The sequence below is a fragment of the Acinetobacter sp. WY4 genome (assembly GCF_018438165.1).
In the GTDB taxonomy this organism is placed as follows: domain Bacteria; phylum Pseudomonadota; class Gammaproteobacteria; order Pseudomonadales; family Moraxellaceae; genus Acinetobacter.
Window position 1 is genome coordinate 1,114,869 of record NZ_CP053947.1, and the last position, 22,460, is coordinate 1,137,328.

Below are 22,460 nucleotides of genomic sequence, written 5' to 3' on the forward strand. Positions count from 1 at the left end.
ATTAAGCGCTGAACTGGTTCATTGTGTTTTTAGAATCATCACCAGCTTTCAATGCATTGTCACCAGCGAAGATTTCTTTGTGGTCATCACCGATGTCAGAACCAGCCATTGCTTGGTGTTTAACACATGCGATACCGCCGCGGATTTCTTTACGTTGTACGCCAGCAACATAAGCCAACATACCTTCAGTACCGAAGTAACCTTGAGCAAGCTCATGAGTAGAAAGCGCAGCTGTGTGGTAAGTCGGAAGTGTGATCAAGTGATGGAACACACCCGCTTCACGAGCAGCGTCAGCCTGGAATGTACGAACTTTTTCGTCAGCTTCAGCAGCCAGTTCAGTTGCATCGTACTCAGCGCTCATTAACTTAGCACGGTCGTAAGCAGAAACGTCTTTACCTTCAGCAACCCAACGGTCATACGCTTGTTGACGGAAGTTTAAAGTCCAGTTGAACGAAGGCGAGTTGTTATAAACAAGTTTCGCATTTGGAACTGTTTCACGTACACGGTTAACCATGTGAGCGATTTCAGCAACGTTAGGCGTCGCAGTTTCGATCCAAAGCAAGTCAGCACCGTTTTGTAGGCTAGTTACACAGTCAAGTACAACGCGGTCGATTTGCGTGCCTTCACGGAACTGGTATAGACCAGAAGCAAGACGTTTAGGACGGTGAAGTTTACCATCACGCTTGATCAGAATTTCGTCTTCTTGAGCTTCTGAAATGTCGATTTCAGTTGTGTCTAAGTAGCTAATGTATTGAGAAGCGATGTCGCCTGGCTCTTTAACCACTGGGATTTTTTGAGTCAAGTCAGCGCCTTCAGAGTCAGTACGTGCAACGATGATACCGTCATCAAGACCCATTTCTAGGAATGCATAGCGAAGAGCGTGGATTTTCGCGATGAAGTCTTCGTGTGGAACTGTTACTTTACCAGCTTGGTGACCACATTGTTTCGCATCAGAAACCTGGTTTTCGATTTGTAGTGCACAAGCACCCGCTTCGATCATTTTCTTAGCAAGTAAGTAAGTCGCTTCTTCGTTACCGAAACCAGCGTCGATGTCCGCAATAATTGGCACAACGTGAGTTTGGAAGTTGTCGATTTGTGAAGTGATTTCAGCTGCTTTAGCAGTGTCGCCCGCTTCTTGTGCTTTTTTAAGTGCACGGAACAAGTCGTTTAATTCTTTCGCGTCAGCTTGACGTAAGAATGTGTAGATTTCTTCGATCAATGCAGGAACAGACGTTTTTTCGTGCATAGATTGGTCAGGAAGTGGACCGAATTCTGAACGAAGCGCTGCAACCATCCAACCAGAAAGGTAGATGTAGCGACGTTCAGTTGTACCGAAGTATTTTTTGTTCGCAATCATTTTTTGTTGCGCGATGAAACCGTGCCAGCAACCTAGTGATTGAGTGTATTTGCTAGAGTCTGCATCATAAGCAGCCATATCACGACGCATAATTGCCGCTGTATATTTCGCAATGTCTAAACCAGTTTTGAAACGGTTTTGAAGTTGCATACGCGCAGCATCTTCAGGACTGATGTCTGCCCAAGTGTTACCGAATTTCGCTTTTAATTCGCGGATTGCATCAATCGCTGTTTGGTATGTAGTCATGATATATTCCTGTAATAATATTAGGATTTTTCTGCAACGAACCGCTCAAATCACACCCTCAATGACTTGTTCAGATTTTCGACGATCCGTTGGGATAGCTAAAGATTAGTGGGCTTATGAAAATTAATCCAATAGTCTGCAAGAATCTTCAGTATTTATTTAAAAAATGAGTAGATCAAAGTCTTATTACAATCTTGATAGATTAAATTAAGATTATGTTTTATATATATTTATTTAAAAATAAAAATGGATAAAATTTCCACATGTTGCTTAAAAATAATTCATTAGACTTAAGTCTGGATATGGGGTTTATGCCCTTTTATCTTTAAAAAATACTGATCTTTGATGATTTATTCAACTTGATGAATTCTCGATTTAGTGTACTTTTCACTCAAATACTGAACGTAAGAACAGCCTTTCTCATGTTCTTTTAAAGCGAAAAGATGGTTTTCATTTCCCTCTATAAAAAGGCTAAATGATATTCTATTTAACGTGCATCTTTTCTCTTATGTACACTTTGAATAATGGAGCTTAAGCCTGTGTTAATTTTGTAAACTTTATCAGTGAGCACATGGCTTTTTTTCATCGACGCTTTACACAAGGCTCGGCAATTATGGCATAATCTTCATAATTTCTTGTATTTATTCTCGGTATTTCTTTTATGAATCTGGAGCGGGTCGATCTCAATCTATTAATTTATCTTGATGTACTTCTTCGCGAAAAAAATGTCACACGTGCAGCAGAACAACTGGGCGTTACCCAGCCTGCCATGAGTAACATCTTACGCCGATTACGCAATTTATTTAATGATCCCCTCCTGATTCGTTCTTCTGAAGGCATGACACCCACTGAACGTGCCTTAGAATTGCAGCCCCGCATTCGAGATGCGCTCGCTGATCTGTCGATGATCCTGGAACCACGTACCGAGTTCCGTCCATATACCTCAAATCGTGTCTTCCGGATCATGACCTCGGATTATGCAGAAGCCACGCTGGTTCCACGTCTGGTTAAAGCCCTACGTTCAGAAGCACCGAACGTGGTATTAGACTTCCTGACGCCAAGTGACGTGTCATATCGTGACATGGAACAAGGCAAGGTCGATCTGGCAATCAACCGTTTTAATGAAATCCCGCAAAGTTTTCATCAGGTTTTGGTCTGGCGTGACAGCTTTTCTTGCCTTTTAAATAACAAGCATCCTGCCGCAAGCAACTTAAACCTTAAAAGTTACCTGGATGCACAGCATATCTGGGTTTCCAAAACCGGTATGGGTGTTGGCTTCGGGGTAAATCCTGAAAAACAGGCCGGTTTAGGCTGGATCGATCAGGCTTTAGAACGTATTGGCCAGAAACGTAAAATCTCAGTCTTTACCCGTCACTACCAGATGCCGGGGTTATTGGCTGCCAATGTCGATCTGGTCGCAACACTGCCTTCACGCATTGCACGTTTGCAAGCCAAGAATCACAATTTAATTCTCAAAGATCCGCCGTTTTATATTCCTGAATTTGAATTAAAAATGGCATGGTGTCCTTTATTGCATCATCATCCTGCACATCGCTGGTTACGTCAGCTGATTCTGTATGTCGCCCGTCAAATGATTGAAGAAGAAAATCGTGAATTCCTGAACAATAATTCTCAATTTTCACCCTATTAAACTCAAATTCTTCTAAATTCTTATTTTTTAAGATTATACTTTGAAGACTTGAGAGGTAGTTTTTACACCTCAAGTCTTTTTTTGTGTTAAAAATATCCCAAGATACTATTCATCCACAGGTGGATTTGTGAGCCTCTTACAAAATATCGTGATTATCTTAATACTCATCGCGGGGGCCGGTTTTTTATCTTTAACAGAAATCGCCCTCGCAGGTGCCCGTAAAGTCAAACTCAAAATTCTGGCTGAATCGGGTGAACATCGCGCTCAAAAAGTTTTAGATCTACAAGAAAATTCTGCTGACTTCTTCGCAGCCTCTCAAATCGGTTTAAATGCAGTCGCTATTCTCGGCGGTATTTTAGGTGAAGGCGCTTTCCGTCCTTATATTTTTAATTTTGTTTCCCGCTTTTACCAAGGTCCTTGGACTGAAAATATCAGCTTTGTGCTTTCTTTTACTGTCGTTACTTCTTTATTTATTTTATTTGCAGACCTGATGCCGAAACGTCTGGCCATGATTGCGCCAGAAAAGATCGCAGTCTCAGTCATCGAGCCAATTCAGATTTTCATTAAAGTCTGCAAACCTTTGGCTTGGTTTATCAATGCGATTGCCAACATGCTGTTCCGTCTGTTTAAAGTAAATACTATTCGTGATGACAATATTACTTTTGATGATATTTCTGCAGTGATGGATGCCGGTGCACAGGCAGGCGTGCTCCAGAAACAGGAACACCATTTCATTGAAAACGTATTCGAGCTGGAAGAACGTAACGTGCCTTCGAGTATGACCACACGTGAAAATGTGGTGTTCTTCACCTTAAATGAACCGGAAGAAAGTATTCGGCAAAAGCTGGCGGAATACCCCTATTCCAAGTTTCTGGTATGTAGCAATGACATTGACAGTGTGATTGGCTATGTCGATGCCAAAGACATTCTGGTGCGTATTCTGAACAACCAGTCGCTGCTGCAACTCAATGAAAATACCATCCGTAATGTCCTGACTATTCCTGACACTTTGACCTTATCGGAAGTTCTGGACCGTTTCCGTTCCACCAAGGAAAAGTTTGCCGTCGTCATTAATGAATATGCGCTGGTCGTTGGCGTGATTACCCTTTCTGATATTATGATTACCGTGATGGGTGACTGGGTGACGCCTATTGAAGCCGATCAGCAAATTATTAAACGTGACAATAATTCCTGGCTGATTGAAGGCAGCACGCCGATTGAAGACATCAAGCATGCGCTTGAAATTGATGAAATGCCTGATGATGAGAACTATGAAACCATTGCTGGCTTCATGATGTATAAATTACGCAAGATTCCACGTCCTGCAGATGCCGTGATATTTGGTGCTTATAAGTTTGAAGTGGTGGATGTCGATCATTTTAAAATTGACCAGTTGCTGGTGACCCGCCTAATCGAAACCAATTCAGTTATTCAAGAAGAATCAGATTAATCTGGTTCTTCTTTTTAGCCCTCTATTCAAAAAATTATTCTAATAAAAAAACCCATAAGGTGAGTGATGAATATTTCTGCATTATTGGCATGTCTGTTTTTTTATTCAGCCCTGTATTTGTTTTACTTCTTCTTTGCCAAACAACAGAATCCCCTGCTTTTACTCGCAGCCATCATTCTGATGGTTTTAACAGTTTTCATTATTCCCTACCCGCATGAACGTCGCCGTCAAGGTTTCGACTCGACCTTGAGATTTGGAGAGTATTTTTATTGGCCATTAATCACGTGGTGGCGTTTATTTATTCTGCCCATCAGCTGGCTGATTGCACTGATATATCGTGATTAAAAAAGCACCTTTGGGTGCTTTTTTTAGATCTAGTTATAGCTTAGATTTTTGCTAATAAAGCCTCAAGAACGGCTTGATAGTGAATCTGGATATCATCTTCTAAAATTTTGTAGGCATTATCGAATTGCACCATTGGCCAGCCTTCTTTCCAGAATGGGAAAATATTATGCAGGTCATGGGTGACAATGGCATCTTCACGCACAATTGCTTGGGCAATTTGTGACAGCACTTGCGCAGTTTCAGCGCCATCAATCGCCATATAATCAATACCGCGCGCTTTTAAAATACGGATTCGGTCTTTTTTATAACGGATTTTTTTGATTTGTGCTGCATTTAGACCCAAAGCCAAAGATACGGCTTCGACAAACTTGTCTTCAAATGACTGATTCAATGCTACTAAGGCTGCTTTATGCGCTTCCTGACGACCAGCTTTACCACCCTGACGAATTGCTGCTTGCGCCTCAGTATTTAGCTCATCCTTTTTCATACTTTGCAGGATGTCTAAAATTTCGATGTCGCTTAACGCCTGAGGAGATTGATCAGTCATAAACTGTCCTTAAAAAAATAAATCTTGAATCGGCTATTTTCGCATAATTCGTCGCTAAAAAACTAAAATCTTCATGATTAAAACAGTGCTACGTTCTGAAACTGCATTTCTTCTGCGATTTTGCGCAAAATCGACTATAGTGCTTCATCTATATATTAAATTAATCTCTGGATGATGCCCACTACGCAAGTGACTTTGTTGCTACAGCAACTTAAGCGCCAATATCCGACTGCATTTAAAGGAAATTACCTGTTTTACAGTCAGATTAAAATCCGTGGAATCTGGGGTAAAGCCAAGCTTTTAATTCCTTGGGCCTTGGCCGCCATGATTTTTGTTCCCATCAATTTGATGTTAGGAGATTTCGTACAGCAATCTTTTGTGCAAATCAGCGAATTTCAGGCGCAGAGTTATGCCATGTTGGCCATTCTACTGTTCCTGATGTTGAGTCTCACCTTGATTCTGTACCAGATTCAGCATTCTTCTTATTCGCTGTATCAATTATTACAGCATACCCCGATCAAGATGGCTATTGTGATTCTGATGCAAGCCTTAAATCTGGTCTTTATACAAAGCAGTTTGCTGATGTGGAGCTTATTCTTCTTTGGCGTGAGCTTTGGTTTTGTGCGCTTTTATCGAGAAAATTTATTCAAGGAAAATAGTAAAAATACTGAGCACTATCAGCTACAACAATTACGTAAAATCTGTTTTTGGGCTTATAAACAAACCTGCCTGATTCGACTAAAATTACGTTTTTATTCAAGCCATGATCCTCGGTATGCCGAACTAAAACAGCAATTAAATCACTATGCCGGGTTATATACGCGGCTGCTGAAATATGAGCATCAATATTGTAAAACGATCAAGCATCTAGATGTCGACAGCTATCTGGATGAAAATTCATAGTTCTCTCTATCCTTTTTCATTGGCCATCTTAAAGATCTGCAAATATTGAATTTTAAAAAACGTTGATTTGCTGATTTTTAGAATAGAAGCCACGGAATTGCTTGAAAAGAAAGCAATCATTTCGGAATTTGCTTGCCAAGCTTTATTTCGTCCTCTATTATTGCGCACATGCCCGAGTGGTGAAATCGGTAGACACAGGGGATTTAAAATCCCCCGCCCACAAAGCGTGCCAGTTCGAGTCTGGCCTCGGGCACCATTTTAATATTTATTAAAATGGTGCAATAAAAAATCCAGCATTAGGCTGGTTTTTTTGTGCCTGCATTTTATTCTTTTAACGCGAAATCCCCATGTCAGAATTAAAACACTTCGATCTCGCTACATTACAATTACGTCATCCAGACGCTTTTTTCCTGAAGCTGCGTTATAGCCGCTTCAAATTTAATGCCCTGCAAAATATCCAGTTTGTTATCGCGATTAATTTACTGTCTCTTCTGGTCTGTATAGCCTGTAGTATCAGCTCAGTATTTCTGGAATATTATTTTTTTAAAAATGCCACGATTGCCTTTAATGTCACCTTAATTGTATTGATGGCACTACTGTATCCCTATATCTGGTATGCACAATATCAGGCGAAATTCAGCTCCAAAGCCTATAGTCAGCATTTGCAAAACTGTCTCTATCTGCAAATTCCAATTTTTCTATGCTTATTGCTCAACCTTTATCTGATTCATTCGGATGTGCTGGTTATTATCAGCATGATCATTTTAGCGCTTTCCTCTTTTGGCGCTGTGACCTTGGAACCTTTATTTAAAAGTTCCTGTAGCGCGATTGACCAAATCAGGTTGCAGAAACTCCGACAACTGGCTTTTTGGGCTTATCAACAATCCAAATCAAAAACACCACAACAGATTCAAGGTCAATCGAATCTGCAGGCTTATTACCAAAACCTTTATCAGCAATGCATGAATGAAGAGCAACAATTACTCGGCTCAATTCGCTTTAATAGCTTTAAAGATTATTTGAACAGACAATAAAAAACCCTGCATCTGCAGGGTTTTCTTAAATCACCATTCACGATTGGTAATCAGTTCTTCCATTTCAATCTCGAACAGGCCGTGCTCTTGCACCACCATCATCATGGCTTCGGCAATATAATCCGCGGCAGTATCATCCAGAGACGAATCCAGATCTTCGAACTGAGGTTTCATGATATTGATATCAGCCACAGTCAGATTGGCAAGCTGATAAATCTCTTGATCTGACAAACCTGATTTAGCAACTTTTTGGGCAAAACGTTCGATGTGCTGCTTGATTTCAGCAACCAGAATATCGGGATAATATTCATCATCGAACATGGGGAGAAGTAAATCTGCAAACATTACAGGCACTCTAAAGGATGACTATCTAATCTAAGCGTGCCTATATAGCATATTGTTGCTCAAAAGCCAAACAACATTGCCAATGTAGGGATTTCCCAGCCTCGCTTTCTAAGCCATTTGCATAGCCTGCCAGATTTTAATCGCATCGGCTGTAGCCTTAACATCATGTGCCCGTACCATACATGCACCCTGCTGAATACTCAACAAATGCGCTGTTGCTGAACCCACTGCACGCTCTTGTGGTTCTGCCCCATCCAAAACTGCTCCGATAAAGCGTTTACGTGATAAAGCAGACAAAATCGGATAGCCCATTTCTGTCAATTTATAAAACTCTTGCAACAGCTTTAAATTTTGCTGGGCATTTTTAGCGAAACCAAAACCTGGATCAATCATGATATTTTCCGCTTTTACTCCAACATCTAAAGCATCCTGAACACGTTGGGATAACTCGCGTATCACATCAGCAGTGACGTCCTCATATTGATCCAGATTGTTCATGGTGGTCGGCTCACCGCGCATATGCATGATGATCACTGGAATATTGAGTTCTGCTGCGGTCTGCAATGCATTCGGCCGAGTCAAAGCACGGACATCATTCCAGATATGTGCTCCGGCCCGAACCGCTGCGCGTATGACTTCAGGTTGCGACGTATCAATCGAGAGAATGACCTTATGTTTAGCCAGTTCTTCCACCACAGGCACTACGCGGCGAATTTCTTCTTCCACTTCTACCACTGCGGCACCTGGACGGGTCGATTCACCGCCAATATCAATCACGGTCGCGCCTTCAGCGATCATTTCAAGCGCACGTGCGACTGCATCTTCTTTGTGATTATGCCGACCACCATCACTAAAAGAGTCTGGGGTGACATTGAGAATCCCCATCACATGCGGCTGGGATAAGTCCAATTTTAAATCACCAAATGTCCATACATGTGGTAACAAAGGCATCAGCTGCATGATTCAATACTCACTCAAAATAACCCCGATATTGTCTTATGGATCGCTGAATAAAGCAAAGTGGAATAAGGCTAGGACCTAGATTTCGAAGTAATTGTTTTGGGAATATTGCATCAGTTTAGTTTGTAATAATGCTTTCACATCTGCCCATTCACTTTCTAAAATACTATAGATATAGCTATCTCGAATAGTCTGTCCATCTTTACGTAGCATATGACACCTGATAATGCCATCTCGTTTGGCACCTAATGCCTCAATCGCTTTTTGGCTGGGAAGATTCAAATGATCAGTTCGAAAGCCGACCACCTGAGCATTTAAATTTTCAAAAGCATGTCTTAACAAAAGATATTTACAAACGCGATTTACATAAGCTCTGTGATAGCGCTTGGCATACCAGGTATAACCAATTTCAAAACGTGGAATTTCCGCTTTAATATCATAATAACTGGTGGTTCCAATTGCTTGGCCGGAGTTTAAATCAATTACGGCAAAAACCATTCTTTCACCTTGAGCCTGTTGTTCGAAAGCTTGAGAAAAATATTTTTTTAAGTTATGCAGATAAGGCACCGAATTATATAAAATCTTACCTAAATTTTCTTCAGCGCATGCAACCACTAAATCAGAAAAATGTTCCCAGCTCAACGGTTCAAGACGAAGCTGGTAAACACTGGATTCCAGAACAGGCATATTCATTTTTGTTTTTCTTATTCATTTTTAATAGCTCAATATAACATTCAAAAAGATATGACAAAAATGACAAGCATAAAAAAACCACCCGAAGGTGGTTTTTTTATTGAACTTAGTTCGCTGGCAATGGCGGAGGAGTCAACGGACCATCATCTGGGGTTACATCAATCACAGGATTTTCCGCAACATAGACTTTTGGTGGCTGAGGCTCACGACCTTCCATGATGTCACGGATTTGATCACGATCAATGGTTTCCCATTCCATCAAGGCTTTCACCATCGCATGGGCAATATCTTTTTTGCTTTCCAAGATATCGCGTGCGATTTTATATTGCTCATCTAGAATTCGACGAATTTCACGATCGACTTCTAGTTGTGTGGTTTCCGAAATACTGCGGCTACCAATACTGCCCATGAAAGATTGCTGTGCATCTTCTTCATAGACCATGACACCGAGTTTGTCCGACATCCCATATTTGGTCACCATCGCACGTGCCATTTTGGTTGCACGTTCGAAGTCATTTGAAGCGCCGGTCGACATCTGGTTAATGAAGACTTCTTCAGCAATACGGCCACCAAACAAAATCGAAAGTTCATTCAACATTTTGTCTTTGTAATGGCTGGTCTGGTCAAATTCAGGCAGCTGCCAGGTAACACCTAAAGCCCAGCCACGTGGCATGATTGTCACCTTATGCACAGGATCTGTACCTGGCAAGCTTTCAGCAACAATCGCATGCCCTGCTTCATGATAAGCCGTCGCACGACGCTCTTCATCACGAAGTACCATCGATTTACGCTCAGGACCCATATACAGCTTGTCTTTTGCATCTTCAAAGTCATGCATATCGACGGTGTTTTTGTTACGGCGTGCAGCAAATAAAGCAGCTTCATTCACCAGGTTTGCTAATTGCGCACCCGAGAAGCCCGGTGTACCACGTGCAAGAACTTTAACATCCACACCTGTCACTGAAGGCAACTTTTTCAAATGTACATTCAGGATTTGTTCACGACCTTTAATGTCTGGCAAACCAACCACAACTTGACGGTCAAAACGGCCTGGACGAAGAAGTGCTTTATCCAGTACATCTGCACGGTTGGTTGCAGCAATTACGATAATGCCTTCATTGCCCTCAAAGCCGTCCATTTCAACCAGCATCTGGTTCAGTGTCTGTTCACGTTCATCGTGACCACCACCAGTACCTGAACCACGATGACGACCGACTGCATCAATCTCATCAATAAAGATGATACATGGTGCATGACGTTTCGCCTGTTCGAACATGTCACGAACACGGGATGCACCAACACCGACAAACATCTCAACGAAGTCAGAACCTGAAATACTAAAGAATGGAACTTTCGCTTCACCGGCAATGGCTTTGGCAAGCAAGGTTTTACCCGTACCTGGAGGACCGACCATTAACACACCGCGTGGAATACTTGCACCCAGACGTTTAAATTTGGTTGGATCTTTCAGGAAATCTACGATTTCAACGACTTCTTGCTTAGCTTCGTCACAACCGGCAACATCGGTGAAAGTGACTTTAATCTGGTCTTCAGACAGCATTTTGGCTTTAGATTTACCAAAACTCATTGGGCCGTTTTTACCACCTGCACCGCCACCCATGTTGCGCATAAAGAACATGAATAACAAAATGATTAAAAGTACAGGGAAACTTGCAATAAGCAACTGCATGAGCAAGCCTTGACGTTGTGGTGCTTCACCTTCAACCACAACATTATTTTTAATCAGGCTTGGCATCAGTTCAGGATCCTGAACTGCCGGACGGATACTTTCAAACTCTGAACCGTTCGATTTTTCGCCACGGATTCTTTCGCCGTCAATCACAACTTGTTTAATTTGGCCAGCATTGACCGCGGCAACAAACTCTGAGTAGTTCATTGTAGTCGGTTGATTGCGGTCACTGACGTTGCTGAAGATTAACACCAGCACACCCAGTATCACGAGCCACAATACGGCATTCTTAAAAAGATCGCTCAAAGCTTTATTCCCATTCCAATCTAATTTGATCATGCCCTGTTCAGGGTGACCTTAATACTTAAGCTGTAAATCAACTTACAATTATCTGAAAACGTACAAAATGCACAATTTTTAACGACTTGGCAAGTAGACTTATTTTAAAGCCTTCTTACGTCCCTGCCCGATCAGGAAAACTTCCTTGGAGCGAGCACGTGATGCCAAAGGTTTAGATGTTTTCAGAACATCAAAACTATCAACCACTTGCTTACGGAATTCGTCAAAACCTGAACCTTGGAAAACTTTTACCACAAATTGACCTTTAGGGCCTAGCACCTTGTTGGCAAAATCCAGTGCAAGTTCACACAAGTAAATCTGACGCGGTTGATCTACAGCCTTATTACCTGATGTATTGGGGGCCATATCTGAAATTACAACGTCTACAGTACGACCATCTAAAATTTCTAACAATTGCTGGAAGACTTCTTCTTCGCGAAAGTCACCTTGCAAGAAAGTCACATCAGGTAATGCATCCATTGGTAAAATGTCAGATGCAATCAATAAACCTTTGTCGCCGACCAACTTACCGGCGATTTGTGACCAACTCCCGGGAGCTGCACCCAAGTCGACCACGGTCATGCCGGGTTTGATGATCTTGTACTTTTCTTGCATTTCTAAGAGCTTATATGCTGCACGCGCACGATAGCCGTCCTTTTGTGCCTTTTTCACATAAGGATCGTCTAAATGCTCTCTCATCCAATCACGACTACTTTTAGATAACTTTTGGTTGGTAATGCGTGTAGCCATAACTCTCTAAATAAAAAAACGTCTAATTATTAATTGTACGTGAAAAAGACATATTTTGCAGTATACATGTGTATCTAAATCGAGGAGTTTTGCTCGTTATGAAGAGATATTGGAAATGATTATTTCCTGAGAATTTAAAGCGTTTGTTTTTTGCTTTTGCTATACTAAGCCGTTTTAAAATTCAGGTTATCTCTCATGGCGTCTTTATCTATTCAGGAACGTAAGCGTTTACGTCAAATCGGACATGCTTTAAACCCGGTCGTTATGCTGGGTGACAAAGGCCTGACTGAAAATGTCATCGAAGAATTGGCGCGTGCTTTAAACGATCACGAACTGATTAAAGTGAAAATCGTAGCTGAAGATCGTGAAGCGCGTGCAGCACTGATTGCTGAAATTTCAGAAGCGACTGGTGCTGAAGTGGTTCAAACTATTGGTAAAATTGCACTGCTTTACAAGAAAGCTGCGAAACAAAACCAAAAATTGTCCAACCTTGTCCGTTTCGCTCATTTGTCTAACTAAGTACAGGACTTATGGCAAGTTACGAGCTTAGCGCATTTGATCGCCGTTTTCAGGCCATCTCTCTGGTTGCCGCCATCGAACAGCAAGGCCCATACAATTTAAATGTGGGCTTCTGGATCCGTGATCCCAATCAGTACATCTTGTGGCCCGATATGGTGACGGCACATCCCCGTCAGGATTTCCTGTGGGAACAGACCTGCTTTGAAATTTTTATTGGGGTTCAGGGCGAAGATTTTTATCGTGAGATTAATCTTTCCCCTTCTCAGGCCTGGCAGGCTTATCAATTCGAAGAATACCGTTATCCTGAAGATATGCCCCCCCAAGCGGCGGATGATATTGAGCTGAACCAGCTCAAACGTACGCATTATGGTCTCAATGTCAGTGTGGATCTGACTGATTTTATGGCAACACATAAACTGAAATGGGAAAACTTGTTCCTGGGTTTATCTGCTGTTTTAAAAACCTCACAAGGTGATCAATACTATGCCATGCAGCATAGTAGTCCTCAGGCAGATTTTCATAATAAACGTGACTGGTTGCATGTATTTTAAATAGATTGACGCTGTGCATCAGCTATTTAAAGTGTAATAGGCGAATAAAACGTGAGACTTAAAGTCTCACGTTTTTGTTTATTGCTCAACAATGATTGATCCTCTGTATAATTATTTTAGATTTTTTATTGTTTTCAACGTTCATATTTTAATGATGTAGATGATGCTGCTCCTGAATAGATTTCACAGCAGCATAAAGAATAAAAGCAAAAGTAATGATCATCAGAAGAATGGTCCCAAACACCAGTCCCAGCACTCCCAAACATAATACGATTACACCTAGATAAAGTATGCGCCCCAATCCGCTTTCCAGATTCAGTAGCATGATCAATATCAGTAAAATAAGTACACCTACAAAATGCTGTTGCATCGTGACCCCCTTTAATTGTTATTGTGAGTCCGTTTTGCTGCATAAAGACAAAGGAGAACATTTGATTGTTCTCCTTTTTAAATAGCGGCCTTTCAGCGCAGCCTAACTTTTCAGCTCAGGACTTTTGTCCGAGCTCTCTGTTTTCACCACGGGTTTGACTTTTTTCAGTACTTCAATGGTACTGTCCTTAGAACGTTTAAAAGTATCGGTCAGATGTTCCTTATGCTTGGTCGAAATCTGACTGACATCCTCTTTCAACTCTTTACCCAGATTAGATAAGTCTTCGAAGACAGCGTTGAATTCTGTCTTGATAAAGCTTTTCAGTTCAGTTAATTCTTTCTGCGAACCGAAAATCTGCTCCTTCAAAGTATCAATACGCTGTAACACCTCCTGCTTAAATTGACGCAATTGTTCCTGCACAGTGTCGCTTAACTGCTTGGCTTCAACTTCAAGCTTTTCCTTACTTTCCTCGATGGTTCCAATTGCCTGATCTTTAGCCTCGACTGCTACTTTTTCAAGCTTCTCGGCAGTTTCAGTTACCACGCTCGGAGTGATTTTTTTAGATGTAGTAGATTTAGGTGCTGTAGCCATTTGTCTTATTCCTATTGTTATATCGACTAAGCTATATTAGTAGATTTGATAAAAATTAAGATTTGATTTGTCTGACAATTATTAATTGCTTACATTTTTTCACCTTGCTTACAAAACAGACTTCCATGCAAAAAGCAAGCCATTTATCTCATACTTTCGCTGCAAAGCCGTTGGACTTTAGGGGTCATTCTGCGTATAATGCCGTGTTAAGTTCAAGCGAGCAGACATAGGAGGGTAGGTTTAAAAAATAGCCTTCCTTTTTTTTCGTCTTCTCGCTTTTTTACAGCCTAAATTTCAGGAGCTTTGGTTTGAGCACCCCAGCAATTTTAGCCCTTGCCGACGGAACTATCTTTAAAGGTACTTCGATTGGCGCATCGGGTAGTACGACTGGTGAAGTCGTTTTCAACACTGCCATGACTGGCTATCAAGAAATTTTGACTGACCCGAGTTATGCACAGCAACTTGTGACACTGACTTACCCACATATCGGTAACACAGGCTGTAATGAAGAAGACGCTGAATCAGGTCGTATTCATAAGGTTTGGGCGAACGGATTGATCATTCGTGACCTGCCTTTACTGCACAGTAACTTCCGTTCAACCCAATCATTAGCTGAATATTTGGTACAACACAATGTTGTGGCAATTGCGGATATCGACACGCGTAAATTGACACGTATCTTACGTGACAAAGGTGCGCAAAATGGCTGTATCCTTGCTGGCGAAAATATCACTGAAGCTGAAGCGCTTGAAAAAGCACGTGCATTTGGTGGTTTAAACGGTTTAGACCTGGCAAAAGAATGTTGCGACCCTGAAGGTTTTGAATGGACTGAAGGCTCTTGGACATTAGGCAAAGGTTTCTCTCAACCAGAAGCTAAATTCCATGTTGTTGCATACGATTACGGTGTCAAAACCAACATCTTACGTATGCTCGCAGACCGCGGTTGTAAACTGACTGTTGTGCCGGCGCAAACTCCTGCTGCTGATGTACTTGCACTGAATCCAGATGGCGTGTTCCTGTCGAATGGCCCTGGCGATCCGGCTGCATGTGACTACGCAATTGAAGCTGTAAAAACAATTGTAGAAACCACTGAAATTCCAGTATTTGGTATCTGTCTGGGTCACCAGATCCTTGCGCTTGCAAGTGGTGCTAAAACCTTAAAAATGCCTCACGGCCACCACGGTGCTAACCATCCTGTACAAAATCTAGATAACGGTACAGTGATGATTACTTCTCAGAACCATGGCTTCGCAGTCGATGAAAGCAATCTGCCTGATGTGTTGCGTGTAACGCATCGCTCACTGTTTGATGGCACCAACCAAGGTATTCATCGTACAGACAAACCTGCGTTCAGCTTCCAGGGTCACCCTGAAGCAAGCCCGGGTCCACATGACTGCGCACCATTGTTCGATCATTTCATCGAACTTATCGAAGCATCTAAGAAGTAATTAAGGAAGCATCATGGCTAAACGTACTGACATTAAAAGCATCTTGATTATTGGTGCTGGTCCGATTGTCATCGGTCAAGCATGTGAGTTTGACTACTCAGGTGCTCAAGCATGTAAAGCCCTTCGTGAAGAAGGCTACCGCGTTATTTTGGTCAACTCGAACCCAGCGACCATCATGACCGACCCAACCATGGCAGATGCAACTTATATTGAGCCAATTACTTGGCAAACTGTTGCAGCAATTATTGAGAAAGAACGCCCAGACGCTGTTCTTCCGACCATGGGTGGTCAAACTGCATTGAACTGTGCCCTTGCCCTCGATGAGCACGGCATTTTAGAAAAATTCAATGTTGAATTAATCGGTGCAACCAAAGAAGCGATTGAAAAAGCTGAAGACCGCAAACTGTTTGACCAGGCAATGCGTAAAATTGGTCTTGAATGTCCAAAAGCTGACGTTGCTGAGTCAATGGAACATGCTTTAGAAATTCAAGCACGTTTCGGCTTCCCAGTGATTATCCGTCCATCATTCACCATGGGTGGTTCTGGTGGCGGTATCGCTTACAACAAAGAAGAATTCATCGAAATTTGTGAACGCGGTTTCGATCTTTCTCCGACTAAACAATTATTGATCGATGAATCTTTAATTGGTTGGAAAGAGTACGAGATGGAAGTTGTTCGTGACAAAAACGACAACTGTATCATCGTATGTACGATTGAAAACTTTGACCCAATGGGCGTACACACTGGTGACTCAATCACTGTTGCTCCTGCGCAAACATTGACAGACAAAGAATTCCAACTTCTACGTAACGCATCTTTAGCTGTACTACGTGAAATTGGCGTAGAAACAGGTGGTTCTAACGTACAGTTCGGTATTTGTCCAAATACTGGTCGTATGGTTGTGATCGAGATGAACCCACGTGTATCACGTTCATCTGCCCTTGCCTCTAAAGCAACTGGTTTCCCAATTGCAAAAATCGCTGCGAAATTAGCGGTTGGTTACACGCTTGATGAGTTGAAAAACGACATCACTGGCGGTACAACACCTGCATCGTTTGAACCTGCAATTGACTACGTAGTTACTAAGATTCCTCGTTTCAACTTCGAGAAATTCCCACAAGCTGACGCAACGCTTACAACTCAGATGAAATCTGTCGGTGAAGTAATGGCGATTGGTCGTAACTTCCAGGAATCTGTACAAAAAGCCCTTCGTGGTCTTGAAGTGGGTGCTTCTGGTTTTGACGAAAAAATTGAAGTGGGTGCTGAAGGCGCGCGCGACAAAATCTTGCAAGAACTTAAAGTGCCAGGTCCAGAGCGTATCTGGTACGTGGGCGATGCATTCCGTCACGGCTTTACTTTAGACGAAGTATTCGCTGCAACGAACATTGACCGCTGGTTCTTGATTCAAATCGAAGACATCATCAAAACTGAAAACCAAATCAAAACTTTAGGTTTTGGCGACTTGAATGCGGACAACATCCGTGGATTCAAACGTAAAGGTTTATCAGATCTTCGCATTGCAGACTTGATGGGTATTTCACAAAAGCAATTCCGTAAACATCGTTGGAGCCTAGGCGTAACTCCAGTTTACAAACGTGTCGATACATGTGCTGCAGAATTCGAATCTGATACAGCTTACATGTACTCAACTTACGATGAAGAATGTGAAGCAAATCCATCGAACAAAGACAAGATCATGGTGATCGGCGGTGGCCCTAACCGTATCGGTCAAGGTATCGAGTTCGATTACTGCTGTGTACACGCTGCCCTGGCTATGCGTGAAGACGGCTATGAAACGATCATGGTAAACTGTAACCCTGAAACTGTTTCTACGGATTACGACACTTCAGATCGTTTGTACTTCGAACCGATCACTTTAGAAGACGTTTTAGAAATCGTGCGTATCGAGAAGCCTAAAGGCATTATCGTTCAGTACGGTGGTCAAACACCTTTGAAATTGGCTCGTGCTTTAGAAGAAGCTGGTGCTCCAATCATTGGTACATCGCCTGACGCAATTGACCGTGCAGAAGACCGTGAACGTTTCCAGCAAATGATTCAACGTCTACAACTTCGCCAACCAAACAACAGCATCGTAAAATCTGCTGAAGAAGGTATGGCTGAAGCATCTAAAGTTGGCTACCCGCTTGTGGTACGCCCTTCTTACGTTCTTGGTGGTCGTGCAATGGAAATCGTGTACAACGACGAAGAATTAAAACGCTACTTACGTGATGCGGTTCAAGCATCAAACGAAGCGCCTGTTCTTCTTGACCGTTTCTTAGATGATGCGATCGAAGTTGACGTAGACTGCGTATCTGACGGTAAAGACGTGGTGATTGGCGGCATCATGCAGCACATTGAACAAGCGGGTATTCACTCAGGTGACTCAGCATGTTCGATTCCTCCTTACTCTCTCTCTAAAGAGATTCAGGACGAAATGCGTCGTCAAACCGTTGCAATGGCAAAAGAGCTTGGCGTAATCGGTTTGATGAACGTTCAGTTTGCGGTTAAAGGTGAAGACGTTTACATTCTGGAAGTGAACCCACGTGCGTCTCGTACTGTGCCATTCGTTTCTAAGTGTATCGGTGAATCTTTAGCGAAAGTTGCTGCACGTTGTATGGCGGGTCAATCTCTTGAGTCTCAAGGCTTTACATCAGAGATTATTCCTGAGCACTTCTCTGTCAAAGAAGCAGTGTTCCCGTTCAACAAATTCCCTGGTGTTGACCCGATCCTTGGCCCTGAGATGAAATCGACTGGCGAAGTGATGGGCGTTGGTAAAACATTTGGTGAAGCGTTCTATAAAGCTGTTTTAGGTGCAAATGAGCGTTTACCAGGTCTTCCAACTGAAGGCGAAGTGAAACACGCATTTATCTCTGTACGTGATTCTGATAAACCACGTGCGGCTGGTATCGCAAAACAATTGATTGACCTAGGCTTCAAGATTCTTGCAACTGATGGTACATTTAAAGTGATTAGCGATGCTGGTCTTGAATGTGAACGTGTCAATAAAGTAACTGAAGGTCGTCCTAACATTGTGGACCGTATTAAAAACGGCGAAATCCATCTTGTGATTAACACGACTGAAGGCAAAAAGGCACAAGAAGACTCATTCTCGATCCGTCGTTCAGCACTTCAAGGTAAAGTGTATAACACAACTACATTGAATGGTGCGGATGCAGTATGCCAAGCTTTAGCAATTAAATTGCCGATGGATGTATATCGTTTGCAAGACCTAACTAAAGGTTAATTCACTTCCAAGAAGTCCCGCCACCTTCTTGGTGGCGGGCTTTTTTTTATTTATAGATTTTATATCTTTCAACTGACTTTTGAGGGACAACATGCAACGTTATCCTATGACACCTGAAGGCAAAATTGCCTTAGAGAAAGAATTACACCAACTGAAAACAGTGGATCGTCCACGTATCACAGCTTCAATTGCAGAAGCGCGTGAACACGGCGACTTAAAAGAAAATGCAGAATACCATGCAGCACGTGAACAGCAAGGCTTCTGTGAAGGTCGTATTCAGGACATCGAAGGCAAACTGGGTGCAGCTCAGGTGATCGACGTAAAAGAACTTGAACAGAATGGTCGTGTGGTTTTTGGTGTAACGGTCACGATTGAAAATCTGGATACTGAAGAACAGAAAACCTATAAAATTGTAGGTGATGACGAAGCAGACTTTAAGATTAACAAGATCTCTGTGAACTCGCCAATTGCACGTGGTCTTTTAGGTAAAAACGAAGGCGACGATGTGAAAATCAATACACCAAACGGTGAAGTTGAATACGAAATTGTGAAAGTTGAATATCTTTAAAATTTAAAGCTGTTTAATTTAAAGCCCCTCGATTGAGGGGTTTTTTACCTTTATCTGCTTCCTACAAACGAATTAGCTCTGGGCTTCTTTTAAAAACCCCGATGCAAATAAATTAAATGCATGTAAAGCCTCAGGGAGTACCTGCTCAGGATGTTCGCTAGAAGCCACCCAGAGGGCTGCATTCATTGCAGCACCATTTAAAAATACCGCAGCAGCTTCCGGATCAACTGTTTTAATTCGATCTACTACCAATAATTGCTCAACACATTCACGCGTGGACTGCAAACATCTGTTTTGACTTGGCCAGTGTGCAGGATCACCTAGCACAGCCGGCCCATCACGTAACACAATGCGCTGGAATTCAGAGTTTAAGGCATTTTGAATATAGGTCCGCCCTTCCAGCATCAATCCTTCCCACAGATCATCAGGCTGCTCCAGATGTTGCTGCGCAGATGAAGCCATTTCCGAATCGATCTGGTCGACCACTGCAGCAAATAAGCCTTTTTTATCACCAAAATGATGATACAGCGCACCACGAGTCAGCCCTGCTTCTGCCGTGAGCTTATCCATTGAAGTGCCAGCATAACCATATTCCGCAAACGCACGGCGTGCCACTTCTATCAGTTTCTTGCGGGTTTCCGCCATCTTTTGTTCACGAACAGACATGAATTACTTTACCTCATCATCATAAAAATTTTAATTGACATACGGACCGTATGTCAATTATGTTTACATACGAAGCGTATGTGAAAGTCAAGTTGCTTTCACTCACTGATAAATTAGATATTGAATGAGAATAGACATGACTAGAACTGCGATATTTCCCCAAGACCGCCATGCCCTGTATGAACAGCATGGTTATTCTGCTGCGATCAAATCGGAAGACTTACTTTTTGTTTCTGGTCAGGTCGGTAGCCGTGAAGATGGCTCGCCTGAACCAGATTTTGAGAAGCAGGTAGAACGGGCTTTTGAAAACTTAGCTGCAACATTGGCAGCGGCTGGTTGTAGCTTCGACAATATTGTCGATGTCACTACTTTTCACACTGACCCCGAACGGCAGTTTGAAAGTATTATGAAAGTTAAACAACAAGTGTTTAATCAAAAGCCTTACCCAAACTGGACTGCGGTGGGCGTGACTTGGCTGGCAGGTTTTGATTTTGAAATTAAAGTGATTGCCCGTATTCCTCGTAGCACTTAAGCAAGGTCAGCACGTGCTTTAATATTCGATTCACTGGCTGAATTAAGATTGTTGATTCAGCTTAAAGTCCAATTCGGTATAATGATGCATTCCTTGTGGTTATAGCCTCCTCATGTCTGAAAAGTTAATTAATTCTCCTGTAAAGCATTGGTGTGAGTTCGAGTTTATTTCGAAAACGGTGAAAAATCCGAATATTCACATTAAAGGGAATTACTCATACTACTCAGCTTATTGGGATCAGGGTTTTGAGCGTTGTGTGGTGCGTTATTTACATGATAAGCCTGCAACGCCTGAGAAGCCGATTGATCAGCTCTATATCGGCAATTTCGTCTGTTTTGGCGCAGAATGCGTGATTATGATGGGTAGCAACCAATTGCACCGTATCGACTGGATTTCAGCGTTTCCGTTCGATACACGGGGTTTTGAGCTTGCTGGTGATACGATCATTCGTGATGGCTGCTGGATCGGCTCTCGTGCCATAATTATGCCCGGTGTACAGCTTGGTGAAGGTGCTGTGGTCGCAACGGGGGCTGTCGTGACTGAAGATGTTCCATCTTATGCAGTGGTTGGTGGCGTACCTGCAAAAATTATTAAATATCGTTTCCCTGAGGAAGATATAAAAAAACTGCTGTCACTTAAGCTTTATGACTTAGATGAAAAGCAGTTTCTAAAAATGCGTGAACAGTTGCAGACGGATGATGTTAAATCACTATTCCATCATGTACAAAATTTCATCTAAACATTATATTTATTCCAAATAATTATTTTGAATAAATATGCAACTTTCAACTAAAACACTGGAAAACTGCGCGACCTTATTAATGAAACTACCGAATATAGATCCGGCCCTAAAATTATAGATTTTTTTTCGGCTTTTGATTACACAGATGTATATGGTCAAGGTTTTCCATCAAGATGGGCATACACAGATTCTCGTTTAGCAAAGATAAATAGTAGCGAAAAGATAAAAATCTGCATTCAAAAACTCTTTAATCCTATTAATTATATGGATGACCTAAAGAGATTGGATACGCTAATAGCTGATTTTAATAAGTATCTTCAATTTGATAAATTTCTAGTTGTTCGAAAAAACACAGAAATTCATCTTAAACCTATTCATGAAATAAATCTCGATGAAAACTTACATACAGAAAAAGAATATCTAGAAAATAACTTTATTAAACACGAATTCAAAGTTGATTACTCACAACTCAATTTAATACCAACACTACTTCCTGTAATTGATAGTCGAATGCGAGAAATTGAAAAAGCATTTAAAGCAGAAGCGTACTTATCAGTAGTCTTACTAGCAGGTAGCACACTAGAAGGATTATTCTTAAATATTGCATCCTCAAACCCTAAGGTTTTTAATTTATCTCCACATAGTCCTAAAAAAGATGGAAAAGTTAAAAATTTTGATCAATGGACGCTCAATAATTTTATTGAAGTATCCCATTCCATTGGAATAATCGAGAAAGATACCTATAGATTCAGCAAAGAACTAAGAGATTTTAAAAATTATATTCACCCATTTCGGCAAATGACTGAAAGATTTTCGCCTAGAGAACAAACAGCAAAAATTTGTCTACAGGTCTTAAAATCAGCCATCTCAGATATTCAAACTAACAAAAATAAATTTCAGCCATAAAAAAACCCACTCA

23 protein-coding genes and 1 tRNA gene are annotated in these 22,460 nt (G+C 41.8%); 14 read left to right on the forward strand and 10 right to left on the reverse strand.

Annotation, left to right across the window (positions count from 1 at the left end):
* Position 1: 1 nt before the first annotated feature.
* Positions 2–1,603: an isocitrate lyase gene (locus G4D73_RS05210; RefSeq protein WP_004280550.1), complete on the reverse strand. Its 1,602-nt coding sequence runs from the start codon at positions 1,601–1,603 to the stop codon at positions 2–4.
* A 661-nt stretch (positions 1,604–2,264) separates the two neighbouring features.
* On the opposite strand from G4D73_RS05210, the gene G4D73_RS05215 reads away from it, so the two are divergent.
* The 3 genes from G4D73_RS05215 (at position 2,265) to G4D73_RS05225 (ending at position 5,049) form a co-directional block, all read left to right on the forward strand.
* Positions 2,265–3,254 carry a LysR family transcriptional regulator gene (locus G4D73_RS05215; protein WP_180086288.1) on the forward strand — a complete coding sequence of 330 codons (990 nt, stop codon included), beginning with the start codon at positions 2,265–2,267 and terminating at the stop codon, positions 3,252–3,254.
* A gap of 127 nt (positions 3,255–3,381) precedes the next feature.
* The gene (locus tag G4D73_RS05220; RefSeq protein ID WP_213687544.1) at positions 3,382–4,704 is read left to right on the forward strand and encodes a hemolysin family protein; all 1,323 of its coding nucleotides are present in this window, start codon (positions 3,382–3,384) and stop codon (positions 4,702–4,704) included.
* Positions 4,705–4,770: 66 nt separating this feature from the next.
* Complete coding sequence (locus G4D73_RS05225) at positions 4,771–5,049, forward strand: hypothetical protein (protein WP_004645748.1); 279 nt, start codon at positions 4,771–4,773, stop codon at positions 5,047–5,049.
* Positions 5,050–5,089: 40 nt separating this feature from the next.
* On the opposite strand, the gene G4D73_RS05230 is transcribed toward G4D73_RS05225, so the two are convergent.
* Positions 5,090–5,596, reverse strand: coding sequence for a hypothetical protein (locus G4D73_RS05230; protein ID WP_004280554.1), 507 nt, complete (start codon positions 5,594–5,596; stop codon positions 5,090–5,092).
* A 174-nt stretch (positions 5,597–5,770) separates the two neighbouring features.
* Here G4D73_RS05230 and G4D73_RS05235 point away from each other — a divergent pair, with 174 nt between their 5' ends.
* The 3 genes from G4D73_RS05235 (at position 5,771) to G4D73_RS05245 (ending at position 7,533) form a co-directional block, all read left to right on the forward strand.
* Positions 5,771–6,499, forward strand: a complete 729-nt coding sequence (locus G4D73_RS05235; protein WP_213687725.1) for a hypothetical protein — start codon at positions 5,771–5,773, stop codon at positions 6,497–6,499.
* Between the two features lie 170 nt (positions 6,500–6,669).
* Positions 6,670–6,755: transfer RNA gene (locus tag G4D73_RS05240), tRNA-Leu, on the forward strand.
* Positions 6,756–6,846: 91 nt separating this feature from the next.
* Entirely contained in the window at positions 6,847–7,533 is a 687-nt protein-coding gene (locus tag G4D73_RS05245) for a hypothetical protein (protein ID WP_213687545.1), read from the forward strand.
* 30 nt (positions 7,534–7,563) lie between these two features.
* Here G4D73_RS05245 and G4D73_RS05250 read toward each other — a convergent pair whose 3' ends face one another.
* The 5 genes from G4D73_RS05250 to rlmE all read right to left on the reverse strand — a co-directional run bounded on the left by G4D73_RS05250 (position 7,564) and on the right by rlmE (position 12,310).
* Entirely contained in the window at positions 7,564–7,878 is a 315-nt protein-coding gene (locus G4D73_RS05250) for a DUF5713 family protein (protein ID WP_004280560.1), read from the reverse strand.
* A 108-nt stretch (positions 7,879–7,986) separates the two neighbouring features.
* Positions 7,987–8,838 carry a dihydropteroate synthase gene (gene folP, locus G4D73_RS05255; RefSeq protein WP_213687546.1) on the reverse strand — a complete coding sequence of 284 codons (852 nt, stop codon included), beginning with the start codon at positions 8,836–8,838 and terminating at the stop codon, positions 7,987–7,989.
* A 78-nt stretch (positions 8,839–8,916) separates the two neighbouring features.
* Entirely contained in the window at positions 8,917–9,531 is a 615-nt protein-coding gene (locus tag G4D73_RS05260; RefSeq protein WP_034436528.1) for a GNAT family N-acetyltransferase, read from the reverse strand.
* 106 nt (positions 9,532–9,637) lie between these two features.
* Entirely contained in the window at positions 9,638–11,527 is a 1,890-nt protein-coding gene (gene ftsH, locus G4D73_RS05265) for an ATP-dependent zinc metalloprotease FtsH (protein ID WP_148334263.1), read from the reverse strand.
* Between the two features lie 132 nt (positions 11,528–11,659).
* Positions 11,660–12,310: a 23S rRNA (uridine(2552)-2'-O)-methyltransferase RlmE gene (gene rlmE / locus G4D73_RS05270; protein WP_004645756.1), complete on the reverse strand. Its 651-nt coding sequence runs from the start codon at positions 12,308–12,310 to the stop codon at positions 11,660–11,662.
* 195 nt (positions 12,311–12,505) lie between these two features.
* Here rlmE and yhbY point away from each other — a divergent pair, with 195 nt between their 5' ends.
* Together yhbY and G4D73_RS05280 are read left to right on the forward strand one after the other, a co-directional pair.
* Positions 12,506–12,829, forward strand: a complete 324-nt coding sequence (gene yhbY / locus G4D73_RS05275; protein ID WP_004280569.1) for a ribosome assembly RNA-binding protein YhbY — start codon at positions 12,506–12,508, stop codon at positions 12,827–12,829.
* An 11-nt stretch (positions 12,830–12,840) separates the two neighbouring features.
* The gene (locus tag G4D73_RS05280) at positions 12,841–13,380 is read left to right on the forward strand and encodes a DOMON-like domain-containing protein (RefSeq protein ID WP_044109433.1); all 540 of its coding nucleotides are present in this window, start codon (positions 12,841–12,843) and stop codon (positions 13,378–13,380) included.
* 148 nt (positions 13,381–13,528) lie between these two features.
* Here G4D73_RS05280 and G4D73_RS05285 read toward each other — a convergent pair whose 3' ends face one another.
* Together G4D73_RS05285 and G4D73_RS05290 are read right to left on the reverse strand one after the other, a co-directional pair.
* On the reverse strand, positions 13,529–13,750 hold the full coding sequence (locus G4D73_RS05285) for a hypothetical protein (RefSeq protein ID WP_004280572.1): 222 nt from the start codon (positions 13,748–13,750) through the stop codon (positions 13,529–13,531).
* A gap of 102 nt (positions 13,751–13,852) precedes the next feature.
* Positions 13,853–14,341: a hypothetical protein gene (locus tag G4D73_RS05290; protein WP_044109436.1), complete on the reverse strand. Its 489-nt coding sequence runs from the start codon at positions 14,339–14,341 to the stop codon at positions 13,853–13,855.
* Between the two features lie 308 nt (positions 14,342–14,649).
* Here G4D73_RS05290 and carA point away from each other — a divergent pair, with 308 nt between their 5' ends.
* The 3 genes from carA (at position 14,650) to greA (ending at position 19,601) form a co-directional block, all read left to right on the forward strand.
* Complete coding sequence (gene carA, locus G4D73_RS05295; protein ID WP_004280574.1) at positions 14,650–15,789, forward strand: glutamine-hydrolyzing carbamoyl-phosphate synthase small subunit; 1,140 nt, start codon at positions 14,650–14,652, stop codon at positions 15,787–15,789.
* Between the two features lie 13 nt (positions 15,790–15,802).
* Positions 15,803–19,033, forward strand: a complete 3,231-nt coding sequence (gene carB / locus G4D73_RS05300; RefSeq protein WP_168386993.1) for a carbamoyl-phosphate synthase large subunit — start codon at positions 15,803–15,805, stop codon at positions 19,031–19,033.
* 91 nt (positions 19,034–19,124) lie between these two features.
* Entirely contained in the window at positions 19,125–19,601 is a 477-nt protein-coding gene (gene greA, locus G4D73_RS05305) for a transcription elongation factor GreA (RefSeq protein ID WP_004645764.1), read from the forward strand.
* 72 nt (positions 19,602–19,673) lie between these two features.
* Here the strand turns inward: greA and G4D73_RS05310 are convergent, their stop codons facing one another.
* Positions 19,674–20,267, reverse strand: coding sequence for a TetR/AcrR family transcriptional regulator (locus tag G4D73_RS05310; RefSeq protein ID WP_213687547.1), 594 nt, complete (start codon positions 20,265–20,267; stop codon positions 19,674–19,676).
* A gap of 136 nt (positions 20,268–20,403) precedes the next feature.
* On the opposite strand from G4D73_RS05310, the gene G4D73_RS05315 reads away from it, so the two are divergent.
* The 3 genes from G4D73_RS05315 to G4D73_RS05325 all read left to right on the forward strand — a co-directional run bounded on the left by G4D73_RS05315 (position 20,404) and on the right by G4D73_RS05325 (position 22,447).
* A complete protein-coding gene (locus tag G4D73_RS05315) occupies positions 20,404–20,799 on the forward strand; it encodes a RidA family protein (RefSeq protein WP_180180443.1) in 396 nt (131 codons plus the stop codon).
* A 112-nt stretch (positions 20,800–20,911) separates the two neighbouring features.
* Complete coding sequence (locus G4D73_RS05320) at positions 20,912–21,538, forward strand: CatB-related O-acetyltransferase (protein ID WP_213687548.1); 627 nt, start codon at positions 20,912–20,914, stop codon at positions 21,536–21,538.
* 285 nt (positions 21,539–21,823) lie between these two features.
* Positions 21,824–22,447 (forward strand): hypothetical protein, encoded by a 624-nt coding sequence (locus G4D73_RS05325; protein WP_228305190.1) that lies wholly within the window; start codon positions 21,824–21,826, stop codon positions 22,445–22,447.
* Positions 22,448–22,460: the final 13 nt, after the last annotated feature.

Coding starts and splice junctions, on each gene's coding strand:
- rlmE (WP_004645756.1), bottom strand. CDS start 12,310: ATGGCTACACGCATTACCAACCAAAAGTTATCTAAAAGTAGTCGTGAT.
- G4D73_RS05315 (WP_180180443.1), top strand. CDS start 20,404: ATGACTAGAACTGCGATATTTCCCCAAGACCGCCATGCCCTGTATGAA.
- G4D73_RS05250 (WP_004280560.1), bottom strand. CDS start 7,878: ATGTTTGCAGATTTACTTCTCCCCATGTTCGATGATGAATATTATCCC.
- G4D73_RS05245 (WP_213687545.1), top strand. CDS start 6,847: ATGTCAGAATTAAAACACTTCGATCTCGCTACATTACAATTACGTCAT.
- yhbY (WP_004280569.1), top strand. CDS start 12,506: ATGGCGTCTTTATCTATTCAGGAACGTAAGCGTTTACGTCAAATCGGA.
- G4D73_RS05290 (WP_044109436.1), bottom strand. CDS start 14,341: ATGGCTACAGCACCTAAATCTACTACATCTAAAAAAATCACTCCGAGC.
- G4D73_RS05215 (WP_180086288.1), top strand. CDS start 2,265: ATGAATCTGGAGCGGGTCGATCTCAATCTATTAATTTATCTTGATGTA.
- carB (WP_168386993.1), top strand. CDS start 15,803: ATGGCTAAACGTACTGACATTAAAAGCATCTTGATTATTGGTGCTGGT.
- G4D73_RS05310 (WP_213687547.1), bottom strand. CDS start 20,267: ATGTCTGTTCGTGAACAAAAGATGGCGGAAACCCGCAAGAAACTGATA.
- G4D73_RS05210 (WP_004280550.1), bottom strand. CDS start 1,603: ATGACTACATACCAAACAGCGATTGATGCAATCCGCGAATTAAAAGCG.
- folP (WP_213687546.1), bottom strand. CDS start 8,838: ATGCAGCTGATGCCTTTGTTACCACATGTATGGACATTTGGTGATTTA.
- G4D73_RS05320 (WP_213687548.1), top strand. CDS start 20,912: ATGTCTGAAAAGTTAATTAATTCTCCTGTAAAGCATTGGTGTGAGTTC.
- G4D73_RS05260 (WP_034436528.1), bottom strand. CDS start 9,531: ATGAATATGCCTGTTCTGGAATCCAGTGTTTACCAGCTTCGTCTTGAA.
- G4D73_RS05225 (WP_004645748.1), top strand. CDS start 4,771: ATGAATATTTCTGCATTATTGGCATGTCTGTTTTTTTATTCAGCCCTG.
- G4D73_RS05235 (WP_213687725.1), top strand. CDS start 5,771: ATGCCCACTACGCAAGTGACTTTGTTGCTACAGCAACTTAAGCGCCAA.
- greA (WP_004645764.1), top strand. CDS start 19,125: ATGCAACGTTATCCTATGACACCTGAAGGCAAAATTGCCTTAGAGAAA.
- G4D73_RS05285 (WP_004280572.1), bottom strand. CDS start 13,750: ATGCAACAGCATTTTGTAGGTGTACTTATTTTACTGATATTGATCATG.
- G4D73_RS05230 (WP_004280554.1), bottom strand. CDS start 5,596: ATGACTGATCAATCTCCTCAGGCGTTAAGCGACATCGAAATTTTAGAC.
- G4D73_RS05280 (WP_044109433.1), top strand. CDS start 12,841: ATGGCAAGTTACGAGCTTAGCGCATTTGATCGCCGTTTTCAGGCCATC.